Annotated in this window: 13 protein-coding genes; 10 read left to right on the top strand and 3 right to left on the bottom strand. The window is 35.4% G+C overall.

Translation table 11 applies throughout. The annotated features are described in order from the left end of the window. Nucleotides 1-161 precede the first annotated feature (161 nt). The 3 genes from HNP25_RS19215 to HNP25_RS19205 all read right to left on the bottom strand — a co-directional run bounded on the left by HNP25_RS19215 (nucleotide 162) and on the right by HNP25_RS19205 (nucleotide 4273). Nucleotides 162-1229 (bottom strand): sensor histidine kinase, encoded by a 1068-nt coding sequence (locus HNP25_RS19215; RefSeq protein ID WP_184136944.1) that lies wholly within the window; start codon nucleotides 1227-1229, stop codon nucleotides 162-164. Nucleotides 1230-1272: 43 nt separating this feature from the next. Further along, a complete protein-coding gene (locus HNP25_RS19210) occupies nucleotides 1273-1917 on the bottom strand; it encodes a hypothetical protein (protein ID WP_184136942.1) in 645 nt (214 codons plus the stop codon). Between the two features lie 151 nt (nucleotides 1918-2068). After that, nucleotides 2069-4273 carry a TonB-dependent receptor gene (locus HNP25_RS19205; RefSeq protein WP_184136940.1) on the bottom strand — a complete coding sequence of 735 codons (2205 nt, stop codon included), beginning with the start codon at nucleotides 4271-4273 and terminating at the stop codon, nucleotides 2069-2071. 144 nt (nucleotides 4274-4417) lie between these two features. Here HNP25_RS19205 and HNP25_RS19200 point away from each other — a divergent pair, with 144 nt between their 5' ends. The 10 genes from HNP25_RS19200 to HNP25_RS19155 all read left to right on the top strand — a co-directional run bounded on the left by HNP25_RS19200 (nucleotide 4418) and on the right by HNP25_RS19155 (nucleotide 24929). Beyond that, on the top strand, nucleotides 4418-4957 hold the full coding sequence (locus HNP25_RS19200; protein WP_184136938.1) for a hypothetical protein: 540 nt from the start codon (nucleotides 4418-4420) through the stop codon (nucleotides 4955-4957). A 637-nt stretch (nucleotides 4958-5594) separates the two neighbouring features. Beyond that, the gene (locus tag HNP25_RS19195; protein WP_184136936.1) at nucleotides 5595-5963 is read left to right on the top strand and encodes a PadR family transcriptional regulator; all 369 of its coding nucleotides are present in this window, start codon (nucleotides 5595-5597) and stop codon (nucleotides 5961-5963) included. A 71-nt stretch (nucleotides 5964-6034) separates the two neighbouring features. After that, nucleotides 6035-8482: a PspC domain-containing protein gene (locus HNP25_RS19190; protein ID WP_184136934.1), complete on the top strand. Its 2448-nt coding sequence runs from the start codon at nucleotides 6035-6037 to the stop codon at nucleotides 8480-8482. A 156-nt stretch (nucleotides 8483-8638) separates the two neighbouring features. After that, nucleotides 8639-9352, top strand: coding sequence for a head GIN domain-containing protein (locus tag HNP25_RS19185; RefSeq protein WP_184136932.1), 714 nt, complete (start codon nucleotides 8639-8641; stop codon nucleotides 9350-9352). A 95-nt stretch (nucleotides 9353-9447) separates the two neighbouring features. Continuing rightward, a complete protein-coding gene (locus tag HNP25_RS19180; protein ID WP_184136930.1) occupies nucleotides 9448-10446 on the top strand; it encodes a YpdA family putative bacillithiol disulfide reductase in 999 nt (332 codons plus the stop codon). A 367-nt stretch (nucleotides 10447-10813) separates the two neighbouring features. Next, nucleotides 10814-13375, top strand: coding sequence for a TonB-dependent receptor (locus HNP25_RS19175; RefSeq protein WP_184136928.1), 2562 nt, complete (start codon nucleotides 10814-10816; stop codon nucleotides 13373-13375). A gap of 431 nt (nucleotides 13376-13806) precedes the next feature. Continuing rightward, on the top strand, nucleotides 13807-16878 hold the full coding sequence (locus HNP25_RS19170; RefSeq protein ID WP_184136926.1) for a SusC/RagA family TonB-linked outer membrane protein: 3072 nt from the start codon (nucleotides 13807-13809) through the stop codon (nucleotides 16876-16878). A 53-nt stretch (nucleotides 16879-16931) separates the two neighbouring features. Then, on the top strand, nucleotides 16932-18512 hold the full coding sequence (locus HNP25_RS19165; RefSeq protein ID WP_184136924.1) for a RagB/SusD family nutrient uptake outer membrane protein: 1581 nt from the start codon (nucleotides 16932-16934) through the stop codon (nucleotides 18510-18512). A 111-nt stretch (nucleotides 18513-18623) separates the two neighbouring features. Next, the gene (locus HNP25_RS19160) at nucleotides 18624-21926 is read left to right on the top strand and encodes a VCBS repeat-containing protein (RefSeq protein WP_184136922.1); all 3303 of its coding nucleotides are present in this window, start codon (nucleotides 18624-18626) and stop codon (nucleotides 21924-21926) included. Nucleotides 21927-22067: 141 nt separating this feature from the next. Further along, nucleotides 22068-24929 carry a sugar-binding domain-containing protein gene (locus HNP25_RS19155; protein WP_184136920.1) on the top strand — a complete coding sequence of 954 codons (2862 nt, stop codon included), beginning with the start codon at nucleotides 22068-22070 and terminating at the stop codon, nucleotides 24927-24929. Nucleotides 24930-24987 lie beyond the last annotated feature (58 nt).

Below are 24987 nucleotides of genomic sequence, written 5' to 3'. Positions count from 1 at the left end.
CATTGCAAAAATGCAACGCATTTTATAATTATGTCCCAAGTTGTTTACTCATATACTACTAACGGATGCCTTCTAAGAAGGCTTGACACTCTGCCTAGTGTAAAACACTACGGGCAAGCGAGGGGGCTCACTGCTCAAGCCTCATAGCTCAACCCTCACAGCTAAAAGCTAACTGGCAAACTAATAATCACTACTTTCTCAGGCGAATTACTCAGTTCCATCGAAGCCGTTTCACCAGAAAGTAGGCGAAGTTTATCTTGAATTGACTTCAAACCATAGCCCGAAAAAATATTGTCTGGAAAAGGTACACCATTATCAAAAATCTTGATTGTTAAGTTTTCTTCTACTTTATCAATCCTGATTTTTAGCACTCCAATCCCTGCAATTTTAGAAATGCCGTGTTTGATGGCGTTTTCGATGATTGGCTGCAACAAAAATCTTGGGATTTTATACTTTCTGAAAGCTTCATCTTCAAATTCTACCGAATAAACCAATCGTTCATCGAAACGGATTTTTTCAATCTCCAAATAGGTCTTTACAATTTCTAATTCATTTTCTAAAGTATCATAATGTTCTTGACTTCTGCCTGTGGAATATCGGTAGAATTTAGAAAGATTAAGCACCATGTGTTCGGCTTTGTCGGGGTCGTCGTGTACTAATGAAGCAATAGAATTTAAGGAATTATACAAAAAGTGCGGATTGATTTTCGCCTCCAATGCCTCTAATTCTGCCCGAATTTTTAGGTCGTTGAGTTGTAATAATTGATATTCCTGCTCAGTCATTTTGATAAGTCTTGTGCGTTCGTGGGTAAACCAATAATAAATAATATTTACACCCAATAGCGGGCCGAGAATAAACAAAATATCATAATTATCTCTGGCATTATTGGTTACTCTTACGGGTTCGCTTTCTTGAAAAAAACTGTATAAAATTGAAAAACTAAAAAATTTCAACATTGCCGAAGCGATGATACACAAAGACAAAAGGCCGTGACGGAGTATTGGAAATTTACTGGAAGGAAAAAATCGGATAAAAAACCAGCACAAACTAATCATCATGGTGGCATCGTAAATATTGCTGTAAACGATATTGATGAAGAAATCTTTGTATTGATTTTTCCCTCTGAGAATGCCAATGATAAAGTAAATATGACCATTAAATGCCATTACGGTAAAGAAACTCAGCAGCCAGAATCTTCCCCAAAAACTTGATTTTAATTCTTTTCCCATAAAAAAGGCATGACGACCCTCACGCCGTCATGCTTGAAATATTTTAATTACAGGCTTTTGCCATTTCTTTGATTTGCTCTTGTCCCCAATTTGGATAAATGGGGCTTATTGCTTTGAAGTTAGCGAATTTTTCTAAAGCTTTCTGAATTTCAGGACAAGCATTTTTTGCTCCGCCTCCAAATTGCTCTGGCGTATAAAAAATCATTTGTGCTTTCAAAGCATAAGCTCTTGGGTTTTCTGGGTTAATACTCTTTGCTTTAGCGATGGCAGCTTCAAAAGCCGAACCAAATTTCATGTAGCGAGCTTGTCCATCCACCGAAATTCTCATCATCGCAATTTGGGCTTTTAATACTTCTATTTCGTCCTGATTACTTACTTTTTGCTGTGCCAATTTCTCAATAAAAGAGTCAGCTTTATCTAAATACTTGTCGATTTCACTACCGCTTTTTTGCTGCATAGCGATTAAAGAGTAAGTTAAACTTGCGTAATAATTTGGCAACCATTCTGTCGTTTCCGAACTGGCAATTCTTTCAAATTTATTGGCTACTTCTTGGTACGAAGTCAGGTCTTTTGCTTGTCCTAATTGTACTAGGGTTTCGCCCATTGCTTTGTTGAAGCGTTCGTTGTCAGTTGCTTTAGAGGTAAGGAAAGCTAATACAATTACGATAGTTAATAATAGATTTTTCATGATGATATTCGTTTATTTTTGATGTTTAAATATTTCTTTTTTGATGAATCAAAGGTATTTTAAGATGGGTTTTGAATGAATGGAATTCCGACGAATTAAGTATTTCAAGGAGTGAATTGTTGATTTTTTAGCGTGAAAAACAAGTAATTTTTTAGTTTTTACGCATATCTTCTGGCAATACTTTTTTCTTTGAAATCGTGATAAAAGTACCAATCATAAAGGTTCTATAAGCTGCTGGTCTTACTTCTGTGCGAGTTTTGCCATCGGCAGAGTAGCGATAATTATAGACATTGTGCGTTCCTAAAACATTATCAACCGAGAAGTAAACCACCATAAAATTGCCTTTAATATTGGTCAGGTAATTGAGCCAAATACTGGTATTATGTACATTTGGCGTGCGGTCGGCTAAGAAAACTGGATTGTTTGGATTGTAATAAGGGCGACCGCTCGTAAAAGAATAAGTACCCGAAACCGTCATCATCGGCTTGGCGATGTACTGTTTATAAATCACATTCAAATTATGGTTTGAAACAAAAGTTGGTTGCGTTTCTGTCAAATAATTACCCGACAAACGTTTTGCATCGCAATAGCTGTAATTCACCCAAAGTTGACCGTTTTTGAAAGATTTATTATCTCTGAAAAATACATCAATGCCCTGTGAAAAACCTTTTCCACTATTGTCGGTTCTGCCGTTCGGGAAACGTTGAGGATTGGCATCAAAATAGTTTTCTTGCTCGGCATATTCACGCACTAAATTTTCATATTTTTTATAATAAGCCTCTACTCTGAAAGTACGGTTATCTTTGATTAATTGATAATTCAGCACAGCATGATTTGCCTTTTCGTAGCCCAGCGTTTTGTTGTAATAATAATATTGATAGTCGGGTGTTTGGTAAAAACTACCACCAGCCACCGAAACTTGAGAGTAAAGACCAGTTTTATAAGCCAAAGAAAATCGTGGAGCAAGGTTAAAACTCGAAGCCAAAGAAGAGTGTTCGGCCCTTATTCCGATTCTTCCAGCCAATTTGCGAGTAACATAAAATTCTGATTCAGAGAAAAGAGCTTGGAAATTATCCGTTAATTGATACGTTTTTTTATCACTGTTACTTTGTTCAAGTGTTAATCCATATTGAGCGACGTGTCCTTCTGTACCGAAAAGTATATTTGAATTATTATCAAAAGATTTCACCAAAACCGCTCTGAACTGCGAACGCTGTTCTGTTTTTTCAAAAGCATCAGTATTTACACTCAATAAATCTTGATTATAAGAATAGGAAGCACCAGATTTCAGAACCCATTCTGCATTTTTGTCTAAGGCTTTCTGATAAGTACTTGTCAATAATAGATTATTGTTTTTGATACCAAATTTTGAAAGACTAAGATTTTGTTCAGTATTCGTAAACATCATACCAGATTCACTTTTCGCATAAACCGCATCAATTTTAAAATTGGCATCAGCCGATGGTTTTAGACGATACGAAGCCGAAGCATTGATTTGTTCAGGAATTTTTATCCAATCTATATTTTGCGGATACACTTTAAACAAAGGCGTAAGATTATTATAAGCAAGCGTTCCACTCAAAGAATGATTTTCCGCCAAATGTGTATAACCAGCAGATACTTGTGCCAAGTTGGCGTTTACTGTGTAGCTGGTTTCTGTGGGCAAATCGGTGGTATTCATCAACAAAACTGCTGATAAAGCCTGACCGTATTGTGCCGAGTAACCACCCGTTGAAAATGCAGAACCCTTGAACTGAAAAGGAGCAAAGCGAGAGCGAGAAGCTACATCAGGCGAAGCGGTGTTGTAAGCGTTCTGAACTGTAAGTCCGTCGATTAAGATTTTTGATTCCTGTGCCGAACCACCTCTGACAAACATTCCCGTAGATTCGCCATTACGTTGCGAACCAGGCGTTAGTAAGGTCATTGTTTGGGTAATGTCCGCTCCGCCGCCAGCCGTTGTAACAATATCCAAAGGTTTGATTAAAGTCGTTTTCTTTTCGTCCGAAGCCTCAAAAGTACCAGCCGTTACGGTTACGGTATTGAGTTCGTTCGCCATTTCAACCAGTTTAAAAACTACTTCAATACTTGCCTGATTTAGTACAAGATTTTTGTTGCTTGTTTCAAAACCAACAAAAGTACAGACAAGTACTTGTTCGCCTTTTTCAGAAGTATTAAATTTGAAATTGCCCTCAGCATCGGCAGTTGCACCGTCGTAAGAGCCTTTCAAAGAAATATTTGCACCGGGCAAGCCTTTGCCTTTTTCGTCAAGTACTTTGCCTGTTACGAGTGTTTGTGAAAATACTTGAGTAGCAATAAATAAGAAATAGAGGATTAACAGATAAGTAAAGGTTTTCATCGTCGTGTTGTTTATTTGATGCTTCAAAACAAGTTCAAAAAGAATATTTCTTGAATTGTTTTCCGACGAAATGATGATTATCAAGGATGAACTAAGTATTTTTAGGAGGGAATTTTAAACAAAATATAAGCTAAAATCTTTTTTATGAAAATCTTTAATCACAAGCTGAACATTGAATTGATGGTAGGTACAGTGGCGATTCTTACCAGCGTAATTTCTATTTTTATTTATCTTGAACAATTAAAGATTTCAAGAGAACAACAAAAAGCTTCGGTGTATCCATATTTATGGTTTGAAGGTGGAGTTTATGATAATGATTTTTTTTATTATAATTGTGAAAACAAAGGCGTTGGTCCGGCGTTTATAAAAGAAATAGAGATTTATTACAAGCAAAAAAAGTATGATTCTTTTGCTAAATTTTTTACTAAAGAATGGAATCAGAAAAATGGGAGTGATTTCAATAAGTTTCCTTATTATTTTGACGATTTAGAAGAGGGAAGCGTTATGAAAATTGGGGAAGAATTACAGATTTATACTTTGAAGCGTAATGAAGTGTTGGTAAAACATCTGGGCTACAAGGTAATTACTGATACTTCTTTTCATTTTAAAGTTTTATATGAAGACGTTTATGGGGGAAGATTTATGAATTGCGATAATAAAATTACTGTCATTGAAAAAAAATAAATACTCAAAACTTGTTACTTTTTCTATTTTTTAGAGTTTAAATATTATTTGTACTGGATTAAATACAAATTAGAATTATTCTTGGAAAGAAATATCAAAGATAAGCCTAAGATTTAATCTCTTATGATTACCAATTGATAATAAAAACGAAGTTTTTAACCGTATAATAAGAAAATGATATTACAAATTTGAATTAACAAGTTATTGTTATAAGTTTGTTACTAGCATTTATGTTGTTTTTTATTTCTATTGAAGATTAATGTAGCGTTCTGTCATAGAGACAATCGTGAATATCTATATTTTCAAATAGGTTTTTAGTAAGAGGAGTTTTCTCTTTGAACTCGAAACCATATTTTGGTGTGTTAGTGATACATTTTGGCGAACCTTAATAAGGCTCGCCAAATTTTTTTGTGCCAACCTCAACTTCTTTGCTTTTATTTTCCTTCATTTTTTTCCTTTTGTAATTATTTAGCTCCATTTGTCTAAATATGAAAATATTTTCCCATAGTACCTTGCATTGCATAGTACCTTTTTATATCTTTGTTCCAGCATTAAGCTATAAGCTTTTAGAGATGAAGCAAATAGACAAATATTTACTACCAGTAGTTACGAACGATTTTAAACATAAATTAACAATATGGATTTAGAAAATGCCAAAGTGCAGATGCGGAAAGGGATTTTAGAATTTTGTATCCTGCACATCATTTCCCGAGGAGAAGTATATGCCTCAGATATGCTAGAGGAGTTGACTTCCGCCAAAATAATGGTTGTGGAAGGTACACTTTATCCTTTGCTTACTCGCTTGAAAAACTCAGGATTGTTAGATTACAAATGGGTGGAATCTGTATCTGGTCCGCCAAGAAAATATTATATTCTTACTGACACTGGTAAAATTTTCCTTGAGCAATTCGGAGAAACTTGGAATGAACTCCAAGCTTCTGTGAATCAAATCATTCACGAATCTTTTCATCATCACAACAAAGAGTCAGAAGAAGAAGGCGTTTAAACCAATCCTTTAAAAGCCAAACAAATATTTAAAATAGCATCTGGGTATTTCACTCATATATTCATTCAAACATGAAAAAGACCATATCAATCAATATTGCAGGCATAGTTTTTCATATCGAAGAAGACGGCTTCGAGCGATTAAATGCCTACCTGAAATCCATTCAGAAGTATTTTGCTTCTTATGAAGGTTCAAAAGAAATTGTTGCTGACATTGAAGCCAGAATTGCTGAAAAATTTTGGACAAAACATAAAAGTGAGGATTCTCAAGTAATTACACTGGAAGACGTAGATGGTTTGATTGCTTCTATGGGTTCTGTTTCAGATTTTGCTGCAATCGAAGAAGAGGAAGATTTCGCAGTAAATGGACAGAAAAAAGAGGAAACTAAAAAAGAAGAAAAGAAACAAGAATCTTCACAAGAAAAAGCTTCAAGTAGTTTTGAAAACTTCAAATATGAACCACGTGACCGCAAACTTTACCGTGATACAAAAAGAAAATTATTAGGGGGTGTTTGTGCAGGTTTAGCTCATAATTTGGGTTTTGATCCCCTTTGGATTCGCTTAGCATTCTTATTTTGTTTATTAGGAATTGGTCCAATCACAGCAGGAATTTTAAGTGGAATTACTTTTGTTTTGTATATCGCTTGCTGGATTGCTTTTCCTGCAAATGCCATTTTAGAAGAAGATGAAAGAATTCGTAAATTCTATCGTAATCCAGACGGAAAAGTAATGGGTGGCGTAGTAAGTGGTATTGCTTCTTATACTGGTTGGGATTTAGGAATGCTTCGTTTTGTCTTTGTGCTAAGTATTTTTCTTTTTGGTTCGGGTATTGTTTTGTACCTGATTCTCTGGGCAATTGCTCCAGAAGCCAAATCTTTAACCGATAAAATGCAAATGTCTGGCGAACCTATTACGCTTGAAAACATCGAATCGAATATCAAACGTACTTTACATACAGAAGATAAACCTGAAGAACCATTAACGAGATTATTGTTATTACCTTTTAGAATTATTTCTCAGGTATTCAAAGCTTTGGGTCCAATCACGGTGTTTTTGGCTTCGGTGGCTCGTATTTTTGTTGGTGGCATGATGGCATTTTCGGGAGTAGTATTTATCATCGCTCTTTTCTTCTCGCTTTTTGTTGGTTTAACAGCTTTAGAAAACGCAAATGTGTATATCGGCGACCATTTTCCAGTAGGTTTAATTGCTCGTGATGCTTCTCCGATATTGTTTTTAGGTGGGTTTTTAGCCTTAGCAGTTCCTGCCTTTTTGGTAGCTTGTGCAGGTGTTTCGTTGGTGATTCGTAGAAATTTATTTACGCCAATTACTTGGCAAAGTTTGTTAGGCGTATTCTTGATTGGTTTATTAATTACGATGTACACAGGAGTAAAATATGCCAAGAATTTCGCTAAAACTGCTTCAATTGAAGAAAACGTAACGTTTAATTTTGACAAGAAAATACCAATTTTTGATATTACTTCGACTGGTTTAGACCAAGACTGGGAACCTTCAGTAGAACTAATTGGCTACGACGGAGAAGTTATTAAAATCGAGAAAATCTTTAGAGCTGATGGCGTTGATAAAAAAGATGCTGAAATCAATGCAATGGCTGTTACGTATAATATCATTCAGAAAGACTCTATTTTGAAGTTTGACGATAGATTTGAATTCAAAGATGATGCTTATTTCCGTGACCAAAGAATCAGAATGAAAGTCTATATTCCTTATGGAAAGTCATTCTCTATGACCCGTGGATTTGCAAGTTTTGTTGATAATGATTTTGATGGAGGATATTTTGACGAAAGCAATGGCGATTTATTTAAAGGTTCATTGTGGCAATTTACGAAAGATGGAGAATTAGTTTGTCAGAATCGTTTTCCGAAAGTGTATTCTCAAGATAATCAAAATGATGATGATAACGATTCAGACGAATTTCAACAAGGAGTAGCCATTCAAACCTTGCCGTTAAAAGATTTTGAATATATCGACATCAAATTAGGGGGCGTTACCGATGTACAAGTTCGTCAAGGAGATGAGTACAAAGTAGAAATCAGCGGAACAAATTCTGATATTTTAAGTAGCATCCAAGCCGAAATCAAAAACAATACTTTGGTTTTGGAGGCGAAAGGGAATGCAACTGCTTCGGATATTTATGAAATTCACATCACCATGCCCAAGCTCAAAGGCTATTTCGTAAAAGGAAGTGTTGGTACAAGTAAAATCAAATATTTTGAAGGAGAAACCTTAGAACTCGGTCTCGAAAATGGTTCAATATTAAAAATAAAAGGCAGATACGATGAGCTAAATGCCAAATTAGCCAATGAATCAAAATTAGAATCTTTTGATTTAGAAGTAAATAAAGCCAAAGTAGAAGTAAAAGATATGGCTTCGGCAGAAATTAATGTACATGAAAAATTAGAAGCCAAAACTACTTCAATGGGAACGATTCATTACCGTGGCGAACCTTCTATTACTCGTTCAGTACAAGCAGGTGGCTCGGTAACAAAAGACCGTGAATAAGTATCGGATTTATCCTTTGCAAAAACCTTTCATAAAAAATTGAAAGTCTATGCAACGTTTAAGCTCTAAATTTCATCTAATAAACGGCGAAACAAAATTGGTTGATAAAAAACTAATCGCTACTTAATCCAACAGTTAAACAATGTTTCAAAAACTATGAAAACTAAACCCTACTTTCGTAACTCAGTATTAATGTTTTTTTTGTTAGGATTTGCTCAAGTCCTTTTTGCTCAGAATACAAAAGAGTATTCGTTAAAAGGTTTTGATAAGTTAGACATGGCAAGTGCTTTTGTAATTGATGTGAAATACGGAAATACTTACAAAGTACAAGTAGATGCTGAACGTTCAGAAGACCTTGAGGATTTGGATGTAAGATTAAGCGGTAGTACACTGATTGTGAAGTATCGTGATGGAAAAGGTTGGAAATGGAATAATAATCGTAAAAGAGTAAGCTTTACGATTGTGATGCCAAATCTGAAACAAGTTGATTTTTCAGGAGCAACGAAATCTAAAATTTCTGGATTTAATGATTTAGAAGACATCACTTTGAAATTTTCTGGTGCTGCCAATTCAGAGATAAATATTAATGCCGACAAAGTAAATTTAGATTGCTCTGGAGCATCTAGGTTGAAATTGAATGGCAAAACCTCTAAACTAAACTTTGATTTATCTGGTGCAAGTAGTGTTGATTCTTATAATTTTATTGCAAGAGATGTTGATGCTGAGGTTTCTGGTGCAAGTTCTGCTAAAGTAAATGCAAGCAAAACCTTGAATGTAGAGGCAAGCGGAGCATCCTCATTAAGATATAAAGGTCAACCTGCTGTCAGATCTGATGTTTCTGGTGCTTCTTCAGTAAAAAGTGCTGAATAAATTTACCATTAATTAAAAACTAAGCTCGCAAGCGTTTCAGAACTCTTGCGGGCTTTTGTTTGTTAGCCAACAAAGAAGATTTTTACTTAAAATTTATGCAACATTACGACTTGATTATTATTGGCGGTGGCCCTATTGGTTTGGCTTGTGGATTGGAAGCTCAATCGGCTGGTTTAAATTATGTGATTTTAGAAAAAGGCTGTTTGGTGAATTCACTGTATAATTATCCAGCAAACATGACTTTTTTTAGTACTTCGGATAGACTAGAAATTGGAGATGTTCCTTTTGTTTCTAATAATGCCAAGCCTACTCGTTCAGAAGCTTTGGAGTATTATCGCAGAGTTGCTATTCACCGAAAATTACATATTAAACTTTTTGAAAGTGTTGAGCAAATCAGCAGGACAAATCAAGAAAATGATGAAATTAATTATACACTGAAAACGAATAAAGCGGAATATCAAGCACAGCACATTATTATTGCGACGGGTTTTTACGATATTCCATATTTAATGAACGTGCCCGGCGAGGATTTACCGAAAGTAACACACTATTACGAAGAACCACATTTTTATGCTTTACAAAAAGTAGCTGTAGTTGGTGCGAATAATTCAGCGGTTGATGCAGCCTTGGAAACATGGAGAAAAGGAGCGGAAGTAACCATGATTATCAGACAAAGTGAAATTGGAAGCAGAGTAAAGTACTGGGCAAAACCAGATATTGAAAACAGGATCAAAGAAGGTACTATTAAAGCTTATTTTAATTCAGAAGTAGCGGCTGTTCGTCAAGATGAAATAGACATCAAAACGCCAGAAGGTATCGTTACCATTCAAAATGATTATGTAATTGCCATGACGGGCTATCAACCTAATTTAGATTTCTTGCGGAAAATAGGTATTACTTTATCAAACGATGAAGTATTGAAACCTACTTATGATGAAGAAACCCAAGAAACGAATTTGCCAAATGTCTATTTAGCTGGCGTAATTTGTGGAGGCATGAATACACATTCTTTGTTTATTGAAAATTCAAGAATTCATGCGGTTAAAATTTTACAGAAAATTACTGGGAAAGAAATTCATCAACCTAATTATTGATTTTTTGTCGAGTGTAAATCTCAATCTACCATAAAATACCACACAAAGAAGGTGAGAAAATTGACAATATCAACATCAATTTGTCTTGCCTTCACTTCAAAAAAATGCACAATTTGGGGCTTCTTAAAATTGAGTCCTGAAATAATTGTCATTCACCGACACACTTCTGTATTTGGTCGAAAATAGTCATAATCTAAGAGACGAGTATGCAATTTTTGTGTTGTATCCTTGTCTAATGCTTGATTTTCCTGCTTTTCCTTTTATCTCAAAATCAATCCATTTGTACTTTTTTAATTTATACAATAAACTATTTACCCCAACTTTGTTTCTAATTACAAAAAAGAGCGAACACTATAAAATTATATTTATGAAAAAATTATTATTATCATTAACGTTAATCAGTCTTATCAGTACCAATCTTTTCGCTCAGTTTCCAGGTGGCGGAATGGGAGGAATGGGCGGCGGACGTCCGAAAGAGACGACTCCACTTCCTGGCACTGCTCAGGCAGCACCAAAAGGCTCAGCAAAAATTACGGGTTATATCATAGATTCAGCGGCTACTAAAGCAGTTGAATTTGCCAGCGTAGCATTAATCGTAAAAGCAACAAACAAGCCAGTTGATGGAACAGTTTGTGATGATAAAGGTAAATTTACTTTAGCAAAAGTAGCTACTGGCGAATACGTATTAGCGATAACTTTCTTGGGTTATCAGTCTAAAAGAGTAGATGTGAAAATTGTTAACAAAAATGATGAAATTGATTTAGGCGTGATTAAATTAAGCCAAACAAGTCAGATTTTACAAGAAGTTACCGTAGAGGGACAACGTTCTTTAATTGAAGATAAAGTTGATAGAATGGTTTACAACGCTGAAAAAGACGGAACCAATAAAGGTGGCGATGCAACAGATGTTTTAAGAAAAGTACCTTCATTATCGGTAGATTTAGACGGAAACGTTACCCTTCGTGGTAGCCAAAACGTAAGAGTATTGATTAATAACAAGCCTTCAACAATTGTAGCAAGTAGCGTAGCAGATGCTTTGAAACAAATTCCTTCAGACATGATTAAGTCGGTTGAAGTAATTACTTCTCCTTCGGCTAAATACGATGCAGAAGGTTCTTCTGGGATTATCAATATCATCACTAAAAAGAATACTTTACAAGGTTTAACCTTGAATTTTGATAGCAGTGTTGGTATTCGTGGTGGAAATATGTCGTTGAACGGAAACTATAGAAAAGGTAATATGGGCTTTTCTTTAGGTGGTTTTGGTCGTGCTACTTACAACGTAAACGGAGATTTTGTAAATACACAAATTGCTAAATCTGATGGAACAAGTACTACACAAAGTGCAGCTACTCGTAACAATGGATTGTTTGGTTCTTACCAATTAGGTTGGGATTGGGACATCAACAAAACTAATTCAATTACAGCTTCTGCTCGTTATGGTGCTAGAAATCAGAGTACTTTTCAAGATGCTCTATCTACTATTATCAAGAGAACTAATGGTACAAATACTTCAACTATTCGTGATGTAGAAACAAAAGATAATTCAGGAACAGTAGATTTGAACGTTGATTACACTCACCTTTTTGCAAAACCACAGCAAGAATTCAGTTTATCAGCTCAATTTAGTCGTAATGATCGTAAGAATAACTTTACAAACATCATTCGTGGAGTACCAGATTCTTTGAGTCGTATTACAAATATCAACCCAAGTTATAATCAAGAAGCTACTTTACAAGCTGATTATCAATCACCAATTGGGAAAACACAAATGATTGAATTTGGAGGAAAAGGAATTTTCAGACAAGTAAACAGTAATTTTACTCAGATTGGAAATAGCGGTTCATTAGATTATGACCAAAACATTGCGGCATCATATTTTTCTTATACTTTAACGACAAAGAAAAAATATAGCTTCAAAGCAGGTGGACGTTACGAATACACAACTATCAACGCTATTCAAACAGCTGAAGGTGGAACTAAAACTGACATCAACATTCCAAGCTATGGAACATTTGTACCAAGTTTCAATGTCTCTAAAAGTTTGAAAGGCGGAACTACTTTGAAATTAGCTTATAACCGTCGTATTCAAAGACCTTCATTACAATTCTTGAACCCGAACCGTAATGCTTCTAACCCTTCAAATGTTACAGAAGGTAACCCGAACTTATCGCCAGAGTTTACGAACAATTATGAGTTTACAGTAAATACTTTTTTCAAAAATACATTCTTGACTACCGCATTGTTTATGCGTAATACAACGGGTTCTATTCAAAGTGTAAGAAGAACCGTAGAAGAGGTAGGAAAATCTCCTTATATTTTAACCAACTATGAAAACATTGGTAATGAAGATGCTTATGGGATGAACTTATTTGGAAACGTGAATATTTCAAACAAATTCCAATTGGGTGGAGGAACAGATATTTATTATTCTAAGTTGAACAATAATCGTGATACTAAAAACGAAGGTTGGGTAGCAAGTTTCAGAATGTTCGGTAGTTATAATCTTACAAAAGGTTGGGGTTTGCAAGTATTCTCGTTCTACCGTGGTCGCCAAGTACAATTACAAGGTAGCCAAGGTGGTTTTGGAATCTATAGCTTAAGTGTAAAGAAAGACTTCTTGAACAAAAAAGGAAGTATTGGTTTAGGTGCTGAAAACTTCTTTACTCCTAATGGATTCAAAATTAATAATAGCATTGAATCATCAACGATTTCGCAAACAAGTACAAATACTTTACGTAACATGAACTTCAAAATTAACTTCAGTTACCGTATTGGAAAAATGACTTTTGATGCACCGAAGAAAAGAAAGAAATCTGTGAATAACGATGACTTGAAAGACGGAGGTAGCGAAGGCGGAAACGGCGGCGGTGGTCAACAACAACAGCCAGCAGCTACTCCAGCAGCAGGTGGCGGTCGTCCGAGATAAGCCAAAAATTTTTTAAAGAATACAAAAGCGACTTTGAGCAATCAAGGTCGCTTTTTTTTATGCTAATATATTTCACTTCCCCAAAAATCTAATAAGTTAATTATCTATCATCATGTAATAGAAATTATTATATTCTTTTAGCGAAATATGGAATTTAAATCAAGATTAATCTTGACAAAGTACAAAAAAATTTATTTTTTTAGCGTAATAATTACTTTCTATGTTATTTTGACTTGCTTGAAAAACAATAAAATTACTTTGAAAAATAATATTATAAACAATAATATAATCCATCCTTTTGAATAAATATCCATTGTTTTACTTCTTTGCTTCAATCAATTTTGCAGGGTAAAATATTATAATATTTCAATATTTTATTTTACTATTCTGATAATCTTTTAATAAACATTTAACTATTATTAAAACTGTATATGAAGCAATTATTACAAAAAAGCAGAAGGATAGCTTATGGTTTTATTCTTTTAGCTATCACAGGGTTTTCGACTTTTGCCCAAAGGTCGGTTACTGGGAAAGTAACAGGAAGCAATAATGAAACGCTAGCAGGAGTAAGTATTTTTGAAAAACTGTCTAAAAAAGGTACAACAACGGCATTAGACGGTACTTATAAAATTGATGTTCCTGCGAATGCGGTATTGGTATTTAGTTTTGTAGGCTTCAAATCTCAAGAAGTTGCTATTGGTAATAAAACCAATGTAAACGTAGAATTGTCAGTTGATGTACAAGCTTTGGAAGAAGTAGTGGTTGTGGGTTATGGACAAGTAAAAAGGAGTGATTTAACGGCTTCGGTTTCGAGTATTAAAGGGGATGTGATTAAAGAATTTCCTGTTTCTTCATTAGATCAAGCCTTACAAGGTAGAGTAGCTGGGGTACAAGTATCACAAGCTTCTGCTGCTCCTGGTGGTGGGCTTTCGGTGCGTGTAAGAGGACCCAATTCAATTTTGAGTGGTTCAGAACCTTTGTATGTAATTGATGGATTACCAATTTATCCTGATAATAATGCACTCGGAACTGGCGGTAACAGACAGCCTTCAAACGCTTTGGCGATGCTGAACCCGAATGATATTGAATCTATCGAAGTACTGAAAGATGCTTCTGGTACTTCAATTTATGGTTCAAGAGGAGCGAATGGTGTGGTGATGATTACAACAAAACGTGGGAAAGAAGGAGACGGACGTTTGACTTACGATGCGTCGTACTCTATGCAAGATATTTCAAGAAAAATTGATGTAATGCGTGCAGACGATTACATGAAGTACATCAATAAATTAGAAGTAAGCCAAGGAGGTGCAGGACGTTATAGTGCTGCACAAATTAATGCGGCTGGTGCTGGTACAAACTGGTTGGATGCAGTGACTCGTCAAGGAAATATCCAAAGCCATCAATTGACATTTGCAGGTGGAACAAAGGGGATGCGATATGCTTTTAGTGGAAATGTGCTTGATAATCAAGGTGTTGTTATTAGTACTGATTTCAAACGTTATGGATTTCGTGTGAATTTAGATAATGATTTTTTAGGAGGAAAAGCTACCTTGAGTAACAGTTGGTCGTACAGTCATTTAGAATCAAGTAATGTGCCGACCGATAGAGGTGGACCGGGTGGTTTAATTATTACTGCACTTGGTTTGGACCCAACGGTGGCTATTTACGACCAAAATGGAAATTATAATTATCCAAGTTATGATGGTCGCTTTAGTATTAATCCAGTAGCAGAAGCCAAACAAGGTTATGACAAAGATGTGACCAATCGTATTTTCGGTACTTCCGGAGTTACTTTTAACATCATCGAAGGCTTGAAATTCAAGACAAGTATTGGGGTTGATGTGGTAAATGCTAATCGTAAATCGTTCTATAATAGTTTTACTCGTTTGGGTCGCCAGAATGGACGTGTGTTAGATAAATTCAATCGTAATGTTATGAATTTATTGAACGAAAACTTACTGACTTATACCAAAACCTTGAGTAAAGGACACAATGTTGATGTAACCGCAGGTTATACCAATCAGCATGAAATTAACCAGTATGATGCAGCTTCTTCTTGGGGTTTGCCTTCGGATGATGTTAATTCAATGAACTTGCAAAATGGAGCTAAACCACAAACACCATTTTCGGGAAGACAAGAATGGAATTTAGAATCATTTATCGGAAGAGTAAATTATTCTGCTTTAGATAAGTACTTATTGACTGTAACTGTTCGCCGAGATGGTTCTTCAAAATTTGGTCCTAATAACAAATGGGCAACTTTCCCTTCGGCTGCCATTGGTTGGAAAATTGCCAATGAAGAATTCTTCAAAAACTCTAAAATTTCAGAAGTTATCAACGACTTAAAATTGCGTGCAAGTTATGGTATTACAGGTAATTCAAATATTCCTCCTTATCAATCTGTTTCTGGTTTAGTGCCTTTCAATTATGTTTTTGGAGGACAATTGGCTGCTGGTTACGGAGCAAACAATATTGCGAATCCAGACTTAAAATGGGAATCAACAGCGATGCTGAATGTCGGTCTGAATACTCGTTTATTGAACAATCGTTTAGACTTAGCCGTTGACTGGTACAATACCAAAACTTCTGATTTATTACTCTACGTTTCTATCGCTCAAAGTACAGGTTTTAGTACTGTATTGTTAAATTCAGGTTCATTGACCAACAAAGGAGTTGACTTTGAAGCTAACTATAAAGCAATCGACAAAGGAGATTTTAAATGGGATATTGGCGGAAATATTTCATTTGTAAGAAACGAAATTGCTGATTTAGGTAAAAGTACTCCTTATTTCGCTGGTAGCCCAAGTGGTCACTTAGGGATTGATGGAAGTTGGGTAGAAGCTGGAAATCCGATTGGCGTTTGGCGTGGTTATGAATATGCAGGTTTGTTCAAAACGGATGCAGAAGGAGCTAGCTATTCAGCTAAAGCGGGTTATCCCAAATATACTGATGTAAACAATGATGGAAAATATACTTCGGATGACTACAAAATTATCGGTAATCCAAATCCAAAATTTGTTTGGGGTATGAATACTTCATTGAAATATAAAAACTTTGATTTAGTCGTATTTTTCAGAGGAGTACAAGGTAACCAAATTCGTAACCTTCAACAGTCAGAAATTGGTGATGGTGTGCAGAAAATCAATCAGTTAGAGAATATTCTTACGGATTCTTGGAGTTCAGAAAATCAAAATGGTACTCGTCCAGTAATTGACGGTAGAAGAGATTTTATTTCATTCCGCAAATCTTCATTCTTTATTCAAGATGGTTCTTTCATTCGTCTTCAAAATGTTTCATTGGGTTATAGAATTCCTGTCAACAATAAATTTATTCGTTCGGCAAGAGTATCAGTAAGTGGACAAAATTTATTCTTGATTACGAAATACAAAGGTTTTGATCCAGAAGTAAACAATGGCGGACAAAGTAATTTGAACCGTGGAGATGATTATGACGCTTATCCAAGAGCAAGAACGATTACGTTCGGATTAAATCTTGGTTTTTAGGCTTTTATCAAAATTAATTTTTACTGTAAATTAAATTCTTAGCAATATAAGAAATGAAAAATTTCATCTTAAAAAATACAAAATCACTCCTTGCTTCGGCCATTATGTTGTCGGCAACGGGATGTTCGGATTTGAAAGAAAATCCAGATTTTATTAACCCAAGTACTTTTTATCAATCAGCCAAAGAGCTTGAATTGGGCGTGAATGCAGTTTACGATGACCTTACGATGGGCAATGGCGATTGGTCTAATCACTTTTACAATCGTTATGTGTTTGAATGTTTGGCGGGTTATCAAATAGGTTGGGAAAAAGGGCCATTGCAATATAATTTAGGAAATATCAGTGCTTCTGATGATTATATCAATGCGTATTGGCAACAGTGTTATCGTTCGATAGACCGTGCGAATAATCTCATCGAAACGGCTGATAAAATTCAAGATCCTGCCAATGCCGATAAAGTAAAACGCATCAAAGCAGAAGCACAGTTTTTAAGAGGGTTTTATTATTATGAATTGGTAAGATATTTTGATAATCCGCCTTTGAAAATTACTTCTACCCAGAGCTACAACGATTTGCCAAGTAATAGCGGAGGAAAACAAAAAGTACTTGAACAAATTTATGCTGATTGTAGTGCAGCAGCAAGTGTTTTGCCTGCTTCATATTCAGGTGCGGATGCTGGTAGAGCCACAAAATGGGCAGCAAAAACTTTGTTGATGAAAGCTCAATTATGGGGACAAAAATGGGCTGAAGCAAAAGCTACTTCTGAAGATATTATCAATAATAGTGGGCTGTCGCTTTATGCAGATTTTGGAAGTAACTTCGATTTAAATCATAAAAATCAAGGAGAAAGAATATTTGAAGGTCAAGGCTCTGCCAAAGCCAATTCAACAGAATATACGAATCACTCTGCACACTTTAATCCAGAAGATTTTCCAAGTGATTTAGGCGGTGCTGGTTGGAGTTGGCTAAGTGCTACAAAAGATTTCAGAATGTCTTATAAAAGTTCTGACAAGCGAATTGATGCCACTTTTATAGAATCGTATCCAACAGGTCGTACCGCTAAAAATTCTAAAGGAGAATTTCCAATCGTAAAATGGAGTGAAAAAGCAGATTATAATCTTTCTCGTTTTGGTGGTTTAGTTGACCCAAATGCTAATCCCAATAATCCTTCTGAGTTGATTTTCAGTAAAGCATGGTCAGGAAAATTAGTGGAATTGAATACAAACTGGTCAACAACGGAAAAAAATACTATTTATTTACGTTACGCTGACGTGTTACTCGGACATTCGGAAGCTTGTAACGAAGTTGGACAAGGCGATGCTTTTGCAAGTATTAATAAATTGCGTGAAAGAGCTGGTTTAGAACCTTTAAAAGGACTTTCGCAAGCGGCATTGAGAGATGCAATTGTGGATGAAATTATTCACGAATTTGCTTTTGAACAAGTAGGTTACCCAGAGCTTCGTCGTAAAAGTAAGTTTGGCGGAAATCCAGATTATCTTGGTGCGTACATCAAACACTATTCTGATACTTACAAAGTTGGAAGAACTGTTAAAGCCAAAGATTATGTATTGCCGATTCCATTGATTGAAATTCAAGGAAATCCAAATGTGAAGCAAAATCCTGAATGGCAATAGTTTTTGATTGAAAATAATAGTTTTAACATTCCAAATCATCAAGATTTGGAATGTTTTGTTTTTTTGAAAAGCGATATTTACTCAAACGCTATTAAAATTTGAGCTGATGCTATGAAGAAATTATCAGTACTTTTCCTTTTGTTTTTTGGTGCTTGTCAACCTGAAAAAGAAAAACTTTTTACCGTAATTCCTGCGACCGAAAGTGGTATTTCTTTTCAAAACACGGTTGTTGAAAATGATTCTTTCAACCTGATTGATTACTATTATGTTTATAACGGAGGCGGTGTTGCCGTTGGCGATATTAACAATGACGGTTTGACGGACGTGTATTTTACTGGAAACCAAGTAGCTGATAAATTGTATTTGAATAAAGGAGTTGACGAAAAATCAGCTTTTAAATTTGAAGATATTTCAGAAAAAACAGGTATCAAAAAAGGAGGTTGGAGTACGGGCGTAACGATGGCGGATGTCAATGGAGATGGACTGTTAGATATTTACGTTTGTAAATCAGGAAATTATCCATCTTCTCAACGAGCGAATCAATTATACATTAATCATTCTAGCGGAAGGAAAATTAGCTTCGTCGAATCGGCAAAAGAGTATGGTTTAGCGGATACAACTTTCAGTAATCAAGCCGCATTTTTTGATTTTGATAAAGACAATGATTTAGATTTATTTCTCATCACAAGTACCAATTCCACTCGCAATCCAAACGCTTTGGTTGCTCCAATTACGGATGGAAGTGGATTGTCTGCCGATAAACTTTTTCAAAATAATGGAAATGGTACTTTTACAGATATTTCTCGAAAAGCTGGAATTCTGCACGATGGCATGAGTTTAGGTTTGTCTATTGCCGATGTAAATGAAGATGGTTGGGAAGATATTTTTGTTGGAAATGATTTTCTTTCCAACGATTTACTTTACATCAATAATCACGACGGTACTTTTACTGAATCTGCAAAAGAAAGTTTTGGACATCACAGCCAGTTTTCGATGGGAACGGATGTTGCAGACATTAACAATGACGGGAAATTTGATATAATGTCTGTCGATATGCTTCCTGCTGATAATGAGCAAAGAAAAAAAATGGCTGGGCCAGCCAATTATGTGCAGTACGAACAAAGTTTGGCTTTGGGCTATCATCCGCAATTTATGCGAAATATGTTGCATTTGAATGTCGGAAAAACGCCCGATGGCAAAGTACATTTTTCTGAAATTGGTCAGTTGGCGGGAGTTCATAGTACTGATTGGAGTTGGTCGCCTCTGTTTGCCGATTTTGATAATGATGGCAACAAAGATTTATTCATTAGCAATGGCTATTTGCGAGATATTACCGATTTGGATTTTGTAAGTTACAACGCAGAAATGGCTCAGGCAAGTACTTCCAAAAAAGAAATAGACGACTTGATGAAGAAGGGAGCGTTGAAGATGAATACACTTAAAAAAGTAAATTACTTGTTTCGCAACAATGAAGATTTAACTTTCAAAGATATTTCAAATGAGGCGTTTGGCGATTTACCTTCGCTTTCAAATGGTGCGGCTTATGCAGATTTTGATAACGATGGAGATTTAGATTTAGTTGTAAACAACATCAATCAAGAAGCTTTTTTGTTGAAAAATAACACACAATCAAAAGCCTTTTTAAAAGTAAAACTACAAGGAACAGCACAAAATACTTTTGGTTTAGGAAGTGATGTTACGCTTTTTCAAGAAGGAAAATTGCAGAAAATTCACCAGACAGTTACCAGAGGTTTTCAGTCTTCTAGTGATTTTTTAATTCATTTTGGTTTGGGTAAAAATTCGAAAATTGATTCTTTACAAATACTTTGGTCAGACGGAAAATCGCAGACTATCAAAAATGTAAAAAGTAATCAAACCTTGCTTGTTGATTATAAAAATGCTAAACTACAAACAGTAACCAAACCAAATCCTTCAAGAATTTTTAGAGATGAATCTCATATTTTGAAAGATTATGTTCATCAAGAAGAACCTTATATGGACTATAATCAGGAAACGTTGTTGATGCACAAACTTTCTCAGCAAGGATCAAAAATGACTACTGGTGATGTGAATGGCGATGGCTTAGAAGATTTTTTTGTGGGAGGTTCGTACTTGCACGAAGGAAAGTTTTTCATTCAAAAACCTAATGGGAAATTTCAGCAAACCATTTTGACGAAAGGAAATCAGGAGAAAAACGAAGAAGATGTAGGGGTATTATTATTTGATGCTGACAACGATAAAGATTTGGATTTGTACATTGTCAGTGGTTCAAACGAGTATTTTGATGGTTCGGAATATTATCAAGACAGATTATATTTTAATGATGGGAAAGGAAATTTTACCCTGACAAAAAATCACTTGCCCAACATTAGTCATAGTGGTTCTTGTGTGGTAGCGACTGATTTTGACCACGATGGAGATTTGGATTTGTTCAGAGGTGGAAGGCTAACGCCTTTGCAATATCCAAAAGCTGGCGAAAGCTATTTATTAAGAAATGAAGGAGGATATTTCAGCGATGTTACTGAAAGTTTTGCTCCTAACTTGCGAACAGTTGGCATGGTTACTTCGGCAGTTTGGGCTGATATTGACCATGATTCTTGGGAAGATTTAATTGTCGTTGGCGAATGTATGCCCATTACTTTATTTCAAAATAAACAAGGAAAATTGGTAGCAACCAATACTTTCCCAGCGTCAAATGGTTTGTGGAATTGTATCAAAGCTGCTGATTTTGACAAAGATGGCGACATCGACTTTGTAGTAGGAAATCTCGGAACAAACAATCGCTATCAGTTTTCAAGTACTGAACCGCTGACGATTTATGGAGCTGATTACGACAATAATGGTCGTTGGGATGCCATTCCTTCTTACTTCTTGAAAGGCGTTGAATATCCAATTCCCTCAAGAGATGAGCTTGTTCGTCAAATTCCATCATTCAAAGCCAAGTTTAATACTTACGAATTGTATGCCAAAGCTACCATGAAGGATGTACTTTCAGAAGAACAACGCAAAGCTGCAACGATAACAAAAGTATTTCTTCAAGAGAGTTTTTACCTTGAAAATTTGGGGAATAATAACTTTAAATTCAAGGCATTGCCTAATGTCGCTCAGTGGTCAGTTTGCCAAGATATTTTGATAGAAGACTTGAATGCAGACGGAAATTTAGACATGATTTTAGTAGGAAATGATTACGGAGTAGAACCCGTTGCTGGGCGATACGATGCCTCTTACGGAACAGTTTTGAAAGGAAATGGCAAAGGGAATTTTGAAGTATTAGACTTAGAAAAAACAGGTTTTTTCGTCGATGGAGATTGCAAAAGTATCATCTCAATTCGTAATTCAGCAGGTAAAAAGTCGGTGATTGTTTCTCGCAATGTTGCTACTTTAAAAGTATTAGTCTTGGAAAGAGGCTTTTAAAACGGAAGTAGATATAATTTTCAGAGAATTTTAAATCATAATATTGTCCATTAAATTCAAGATAAACTCTATGGTTTTTAGCTCTTGTAATAAGTTGTTTTGTATAAATATTTAATCCATCAAAAGACAGATTTTAGAAAAATGTATAAAAGACAATTACTGATTAGTTTATCTATCTTAGGAATTTTATTGGGTTTCTCCTTCGATATTTTTGCCCAACAGAAAATCTCATTAGCAGGAACTTGGGAACTAAAACTCGACCCACAAGATAAAGGTCTTCGAGAACATTGGTGGGATGTTTCTTATTCAGAAAAAGTAAAATTGCCAGGTTCTTTAACTGAAAATGGTAAAGGCGACGACATTACTTTACAAACTCCGTGGACGGGCGATGTGATTGATAGTAGCTATTATTTTTCTGAGAAATATGCCAAATATCGTCAAAATGATATTAAAATGCCCTTTTGGTTGAAACCAACGAAGTATTTTGCTGCACCTGCTTGGTACAAAAAGACAATCAATATTCCTGAAAATTGGGCTAAGAAAAAAGTTGTCTTGAATTTAGAACGTTGTCATTGGGAAACAAGTGTTTTTGTGAATGGGAAGTTTGCGGGTACACAAAATAGTTTGGTTACGGCACATCAATATGATATTACGGGTCTTTTGAAAGAGAAAAACAATGAGATTGTGATTAGGGTTGATAATAGAATTAAAATCTATATCGGACCAAATTCATCAAGTATTACTGAACACACACAAACCAATTGGAACGGAATAGTTGGGGAGATTTCTTTAGAAGCAAAAGCCTCGACGAATATTGAAGATATTCAGATTTTCCCCCATCTTTCCTCTTCCTCTATAATGGTTTCTTTAGCATTGAATCAAGCTAGAAACCAATCTTTTAAAGGAAAAGTAATTTATCAAGTACAAAGTCTGCAAGGAAACAAAACATTTTTGCCAGTTCAAGAAGAAGCGGTTAGTTTTTCTACTGAAACGACGAATCTCAGCACTACTTATCGCATTCCAAATCCTGAACTTTGGGATGAATTTTCACCTAATTTATACCAACTAAAAACACAATTAGTGGATGAAAAAGGAATAATCATTTCTGAAAAAATATCGACTTTCGGTATGCGTGAAATGTCAACAATTGGTTCACGAATTGCTATCAATGGTCGTCCGATTTTCTTGCGAGGCGATGTTGACTGTGCAGGTTTTCCATTGACGGGCTATCCTTCTACCGAGCGTACTTTTTGGAATAAAATTTTTACAACCATCAAAAGTTATGGACTCAATCATTTGCGTTTTCACTCTTGGTGTCCGCCAGAGGTGGCTTTTCAAGTAGCTGATAGTTTGGGTGTTTATTTGTATGTAGAAAGTCCACTTTGGGCAAACCAAGGAAGTGCGGTTGGAACAGGCGGTTTAGTCGATGATTTTATTTACAAAGAATCAGAACGTATTTTGAAAAATTATGGTAATCATCCTTCTTTTTGCATGATGTCTTACGGCAATGAACCTGCGGGTATCAACCAAAATGAATTTCTTGGAAGATGGGTTGAACATTTCAAACAAAAAGATACTCGTCGTTTATATACCAGCGGTGCAGGTTGGCCAATTTTACCCGAAAATCAATTCAATATTCATTCAGATGCACGCATTCAGCGTTGGGGCGAAGAGACGAACAGTATTATCAACAAAGAAAAACCTAGTACAACTTACGACTGGCGAAAAAGAACTGGTGGCACAGCCAATCAGCCATATATCAGTCATGAAATTGGACAATGGTGTGCGTACCCCAACTTAAAGGAAATATCGAAATATACTGGTGTTTTAAAGGCAACAAATTTTGAGATTTTCAAAGAAACTTTAGAAGCCAAAGGCATGGGCAGTCAAGCAGAAGATTTTCTTTATGCTTCTGGACGTTTGCAAACACTTTGTTATAAAGCCGATATTGAAGCCGCTTTGCGTACTCCTTGTTTTGGTGGATTTCAGTTATTAGGCTTGCACGATTTTCCCGGACAAGGTACAGCTTTGGTGGGTGCTTTAGATGCTTTTTGGGAATCAAAAGGCTATACTTCGCCTGAAGAATATCGTACTTTTTGTAATACTACCGTTTTGTTAGCTCGTTTACCATCTTTGATTTATACCAATCAAGACAATATGGAAGCTACTTTAGAGATGGCTCATTTTGGAGCAAAAGCTTTAAAAAATGCTAAAATCTTGTGGCAGATTGTAGATGAAGCTGGTAAAGTACAGCGAAAAGGATTTTTTATCAAAGAACAAGTTGATATTGATAATGTACAAACCATCGGTCAGCTAAAAGAATCATTGTCAGGTTTTACAAAAGCTCAAAAATTAGTCTTGAAATTAAGTATCGAAGGCACTGATATTAAAAATAGCTGGGATTTTTGGGTTTATCCTGCTAAACTTTCAGTAGAATCCGCTACTGGAAATGTGTTGATAGCAGAATCTTTAAATCCTGAAATTATACAACAATTAGAAGCTGGAAGAACTGTTTTATTATTACCTTTTAGCCATGTGAAAAAAGGAAAAGGAGCAGAAGTAAAAGTTGGATTTTCTACTGTTTTCTGGAACACGGCTTGGACGAGCGGACAAGGTCCACACACTTTAGGCATTACTTGTAATCCGAAAAGTCCAATTTTTAGTGATTTTCCTACGGAATCATTTAGTAATTATCAGTGGCAAGATATTATGAGTCATTCTCAAGCGATAATTCTGGACGAATTTCCTACTTCTTTAAAGGCAAGTATTCAACCGATTGATACTTGGTTTGAAAATCGCCGACTAGCTTTGGCTTTTGAAGCAAAGGTAGGCAAAGGAAAACTGATGGTTTGTAGTATTGATTTAATCAAAAATATTGACCAACGTCCTGCTACTCGTCAATTAAAATATAGTTTATTAAAATACCTTAACAGTAAAGCTTTTAACCCGACCCAACAAATGGAAGTATCAGCTTTACAAGGCTTATTTGAAAGTAAAAAGTAATCTTTATTTTACATCTCCCATCGGTGTTTTGTAAAAACCTTAACCAAGAACTTGCATA

The organism is Arcicella rosea (genome assembly GCF_014204325.1).
GTDB lineage: Bacteria > Bacteroidota > Bacteroidia > Cytophagales > Spirosomataceae > Arcicella > Arcicella rosea_A.
Note: the sequence above shows the minus strand (reverse complement) of the source record. Positions and strands in the feature narration are given on the sequence as shown.

Bases quoted from the DNA above. Each gene is read 5' to 3' on its own strand.
- HNP25_RS19175 (WP_184136928.1), top strand. From the start codon at position 10,814: ATGAAAAAATTATTATTATCATTAACGTTAATCAGTCTTATCAGTACC.
- HNP25_RS19205 (WP_184136940.1), bottom strand. From the start codon at position 4,273: ATGAAAACCTTTACTTATCTGTTAATCCTCTATTTCTTATTTATTGCT.
- HNP25_RS19165 (WP_184136924.1), top strand. From the start codon at position 16,932: ATGAAAAATTTCATCTTAAAAAATACAAAATCACTCCTTGCTTCGGCC.
- HNP25_RS19190 (WP_184136934.1), top strand. From the start codon at position 6,035: ATGAAAAAGACCATATCAATCAATATTGCAGGCATAGTTTTTCATATC.
- HNP25_RS19170 (WP_184136926.1), top strand. From the start codon at position 13,807: ATGAAGCAATTATTACAAAAAAGCAGAAGGATAGCTTATGGTTTTATT.
- HNP25_RS19215 (WP_184136944.1), bottom strand. From the start codon at position 1,229: ATGGGAAAAGAATTAAAATCAAGTTTTTGGGGAAGATTCTGGCTGCTG.
- HNP25_RS19160 (WP_184136922.1), top strand. From the start codon at position 18,624: ATGAAGAAATTATCAGTACTTTTCCTTTTGTTTTTTGGTGCTTGTCAA.
- HNP25_RS19180 (WP_184136930.1), top strand. From the start codon at position 9,448: ATGCAACATTACGACTTGATTATTATTGGCGGTGGCCCTATTGGTTTG.
- HNP25_RS19185 (WP_184136932.1), top strand. From the start codon at position 8,639: ATGAAAACTAAACCCTACTTTCGTAACTCAGTATTAATGTTTTTTTTG.
- HNP25_RS19200 (WP_184136938.1), top strand. From the start codon at position 4,418: ATGAAAATCTTTAATCACAAGCTGAACATTGAATTGATGGTAGGTACA.
- HNP25_RS19210 (WP_184136942.1), bottom strand. From the start codon at position 1,917: ATGAAAAATCTATTATTAACTATCGTAATTGTATTAGCTTTCCTTACC.
- HNP25_RS19195 (WP_184136936.1), top strand. From the start codon at position 5,595: ATGGATTTAGAAAATGCCAAAGTGCAGATGCGGAAAGGGATTTTAGAA.
- HNP25_RS19155 (WP_184136920.1), top strand. From the start codon at position 22,068: ATGTATAAAAGACAATTACTGATTAGTTTATCTATCTTAGGAATTTTA.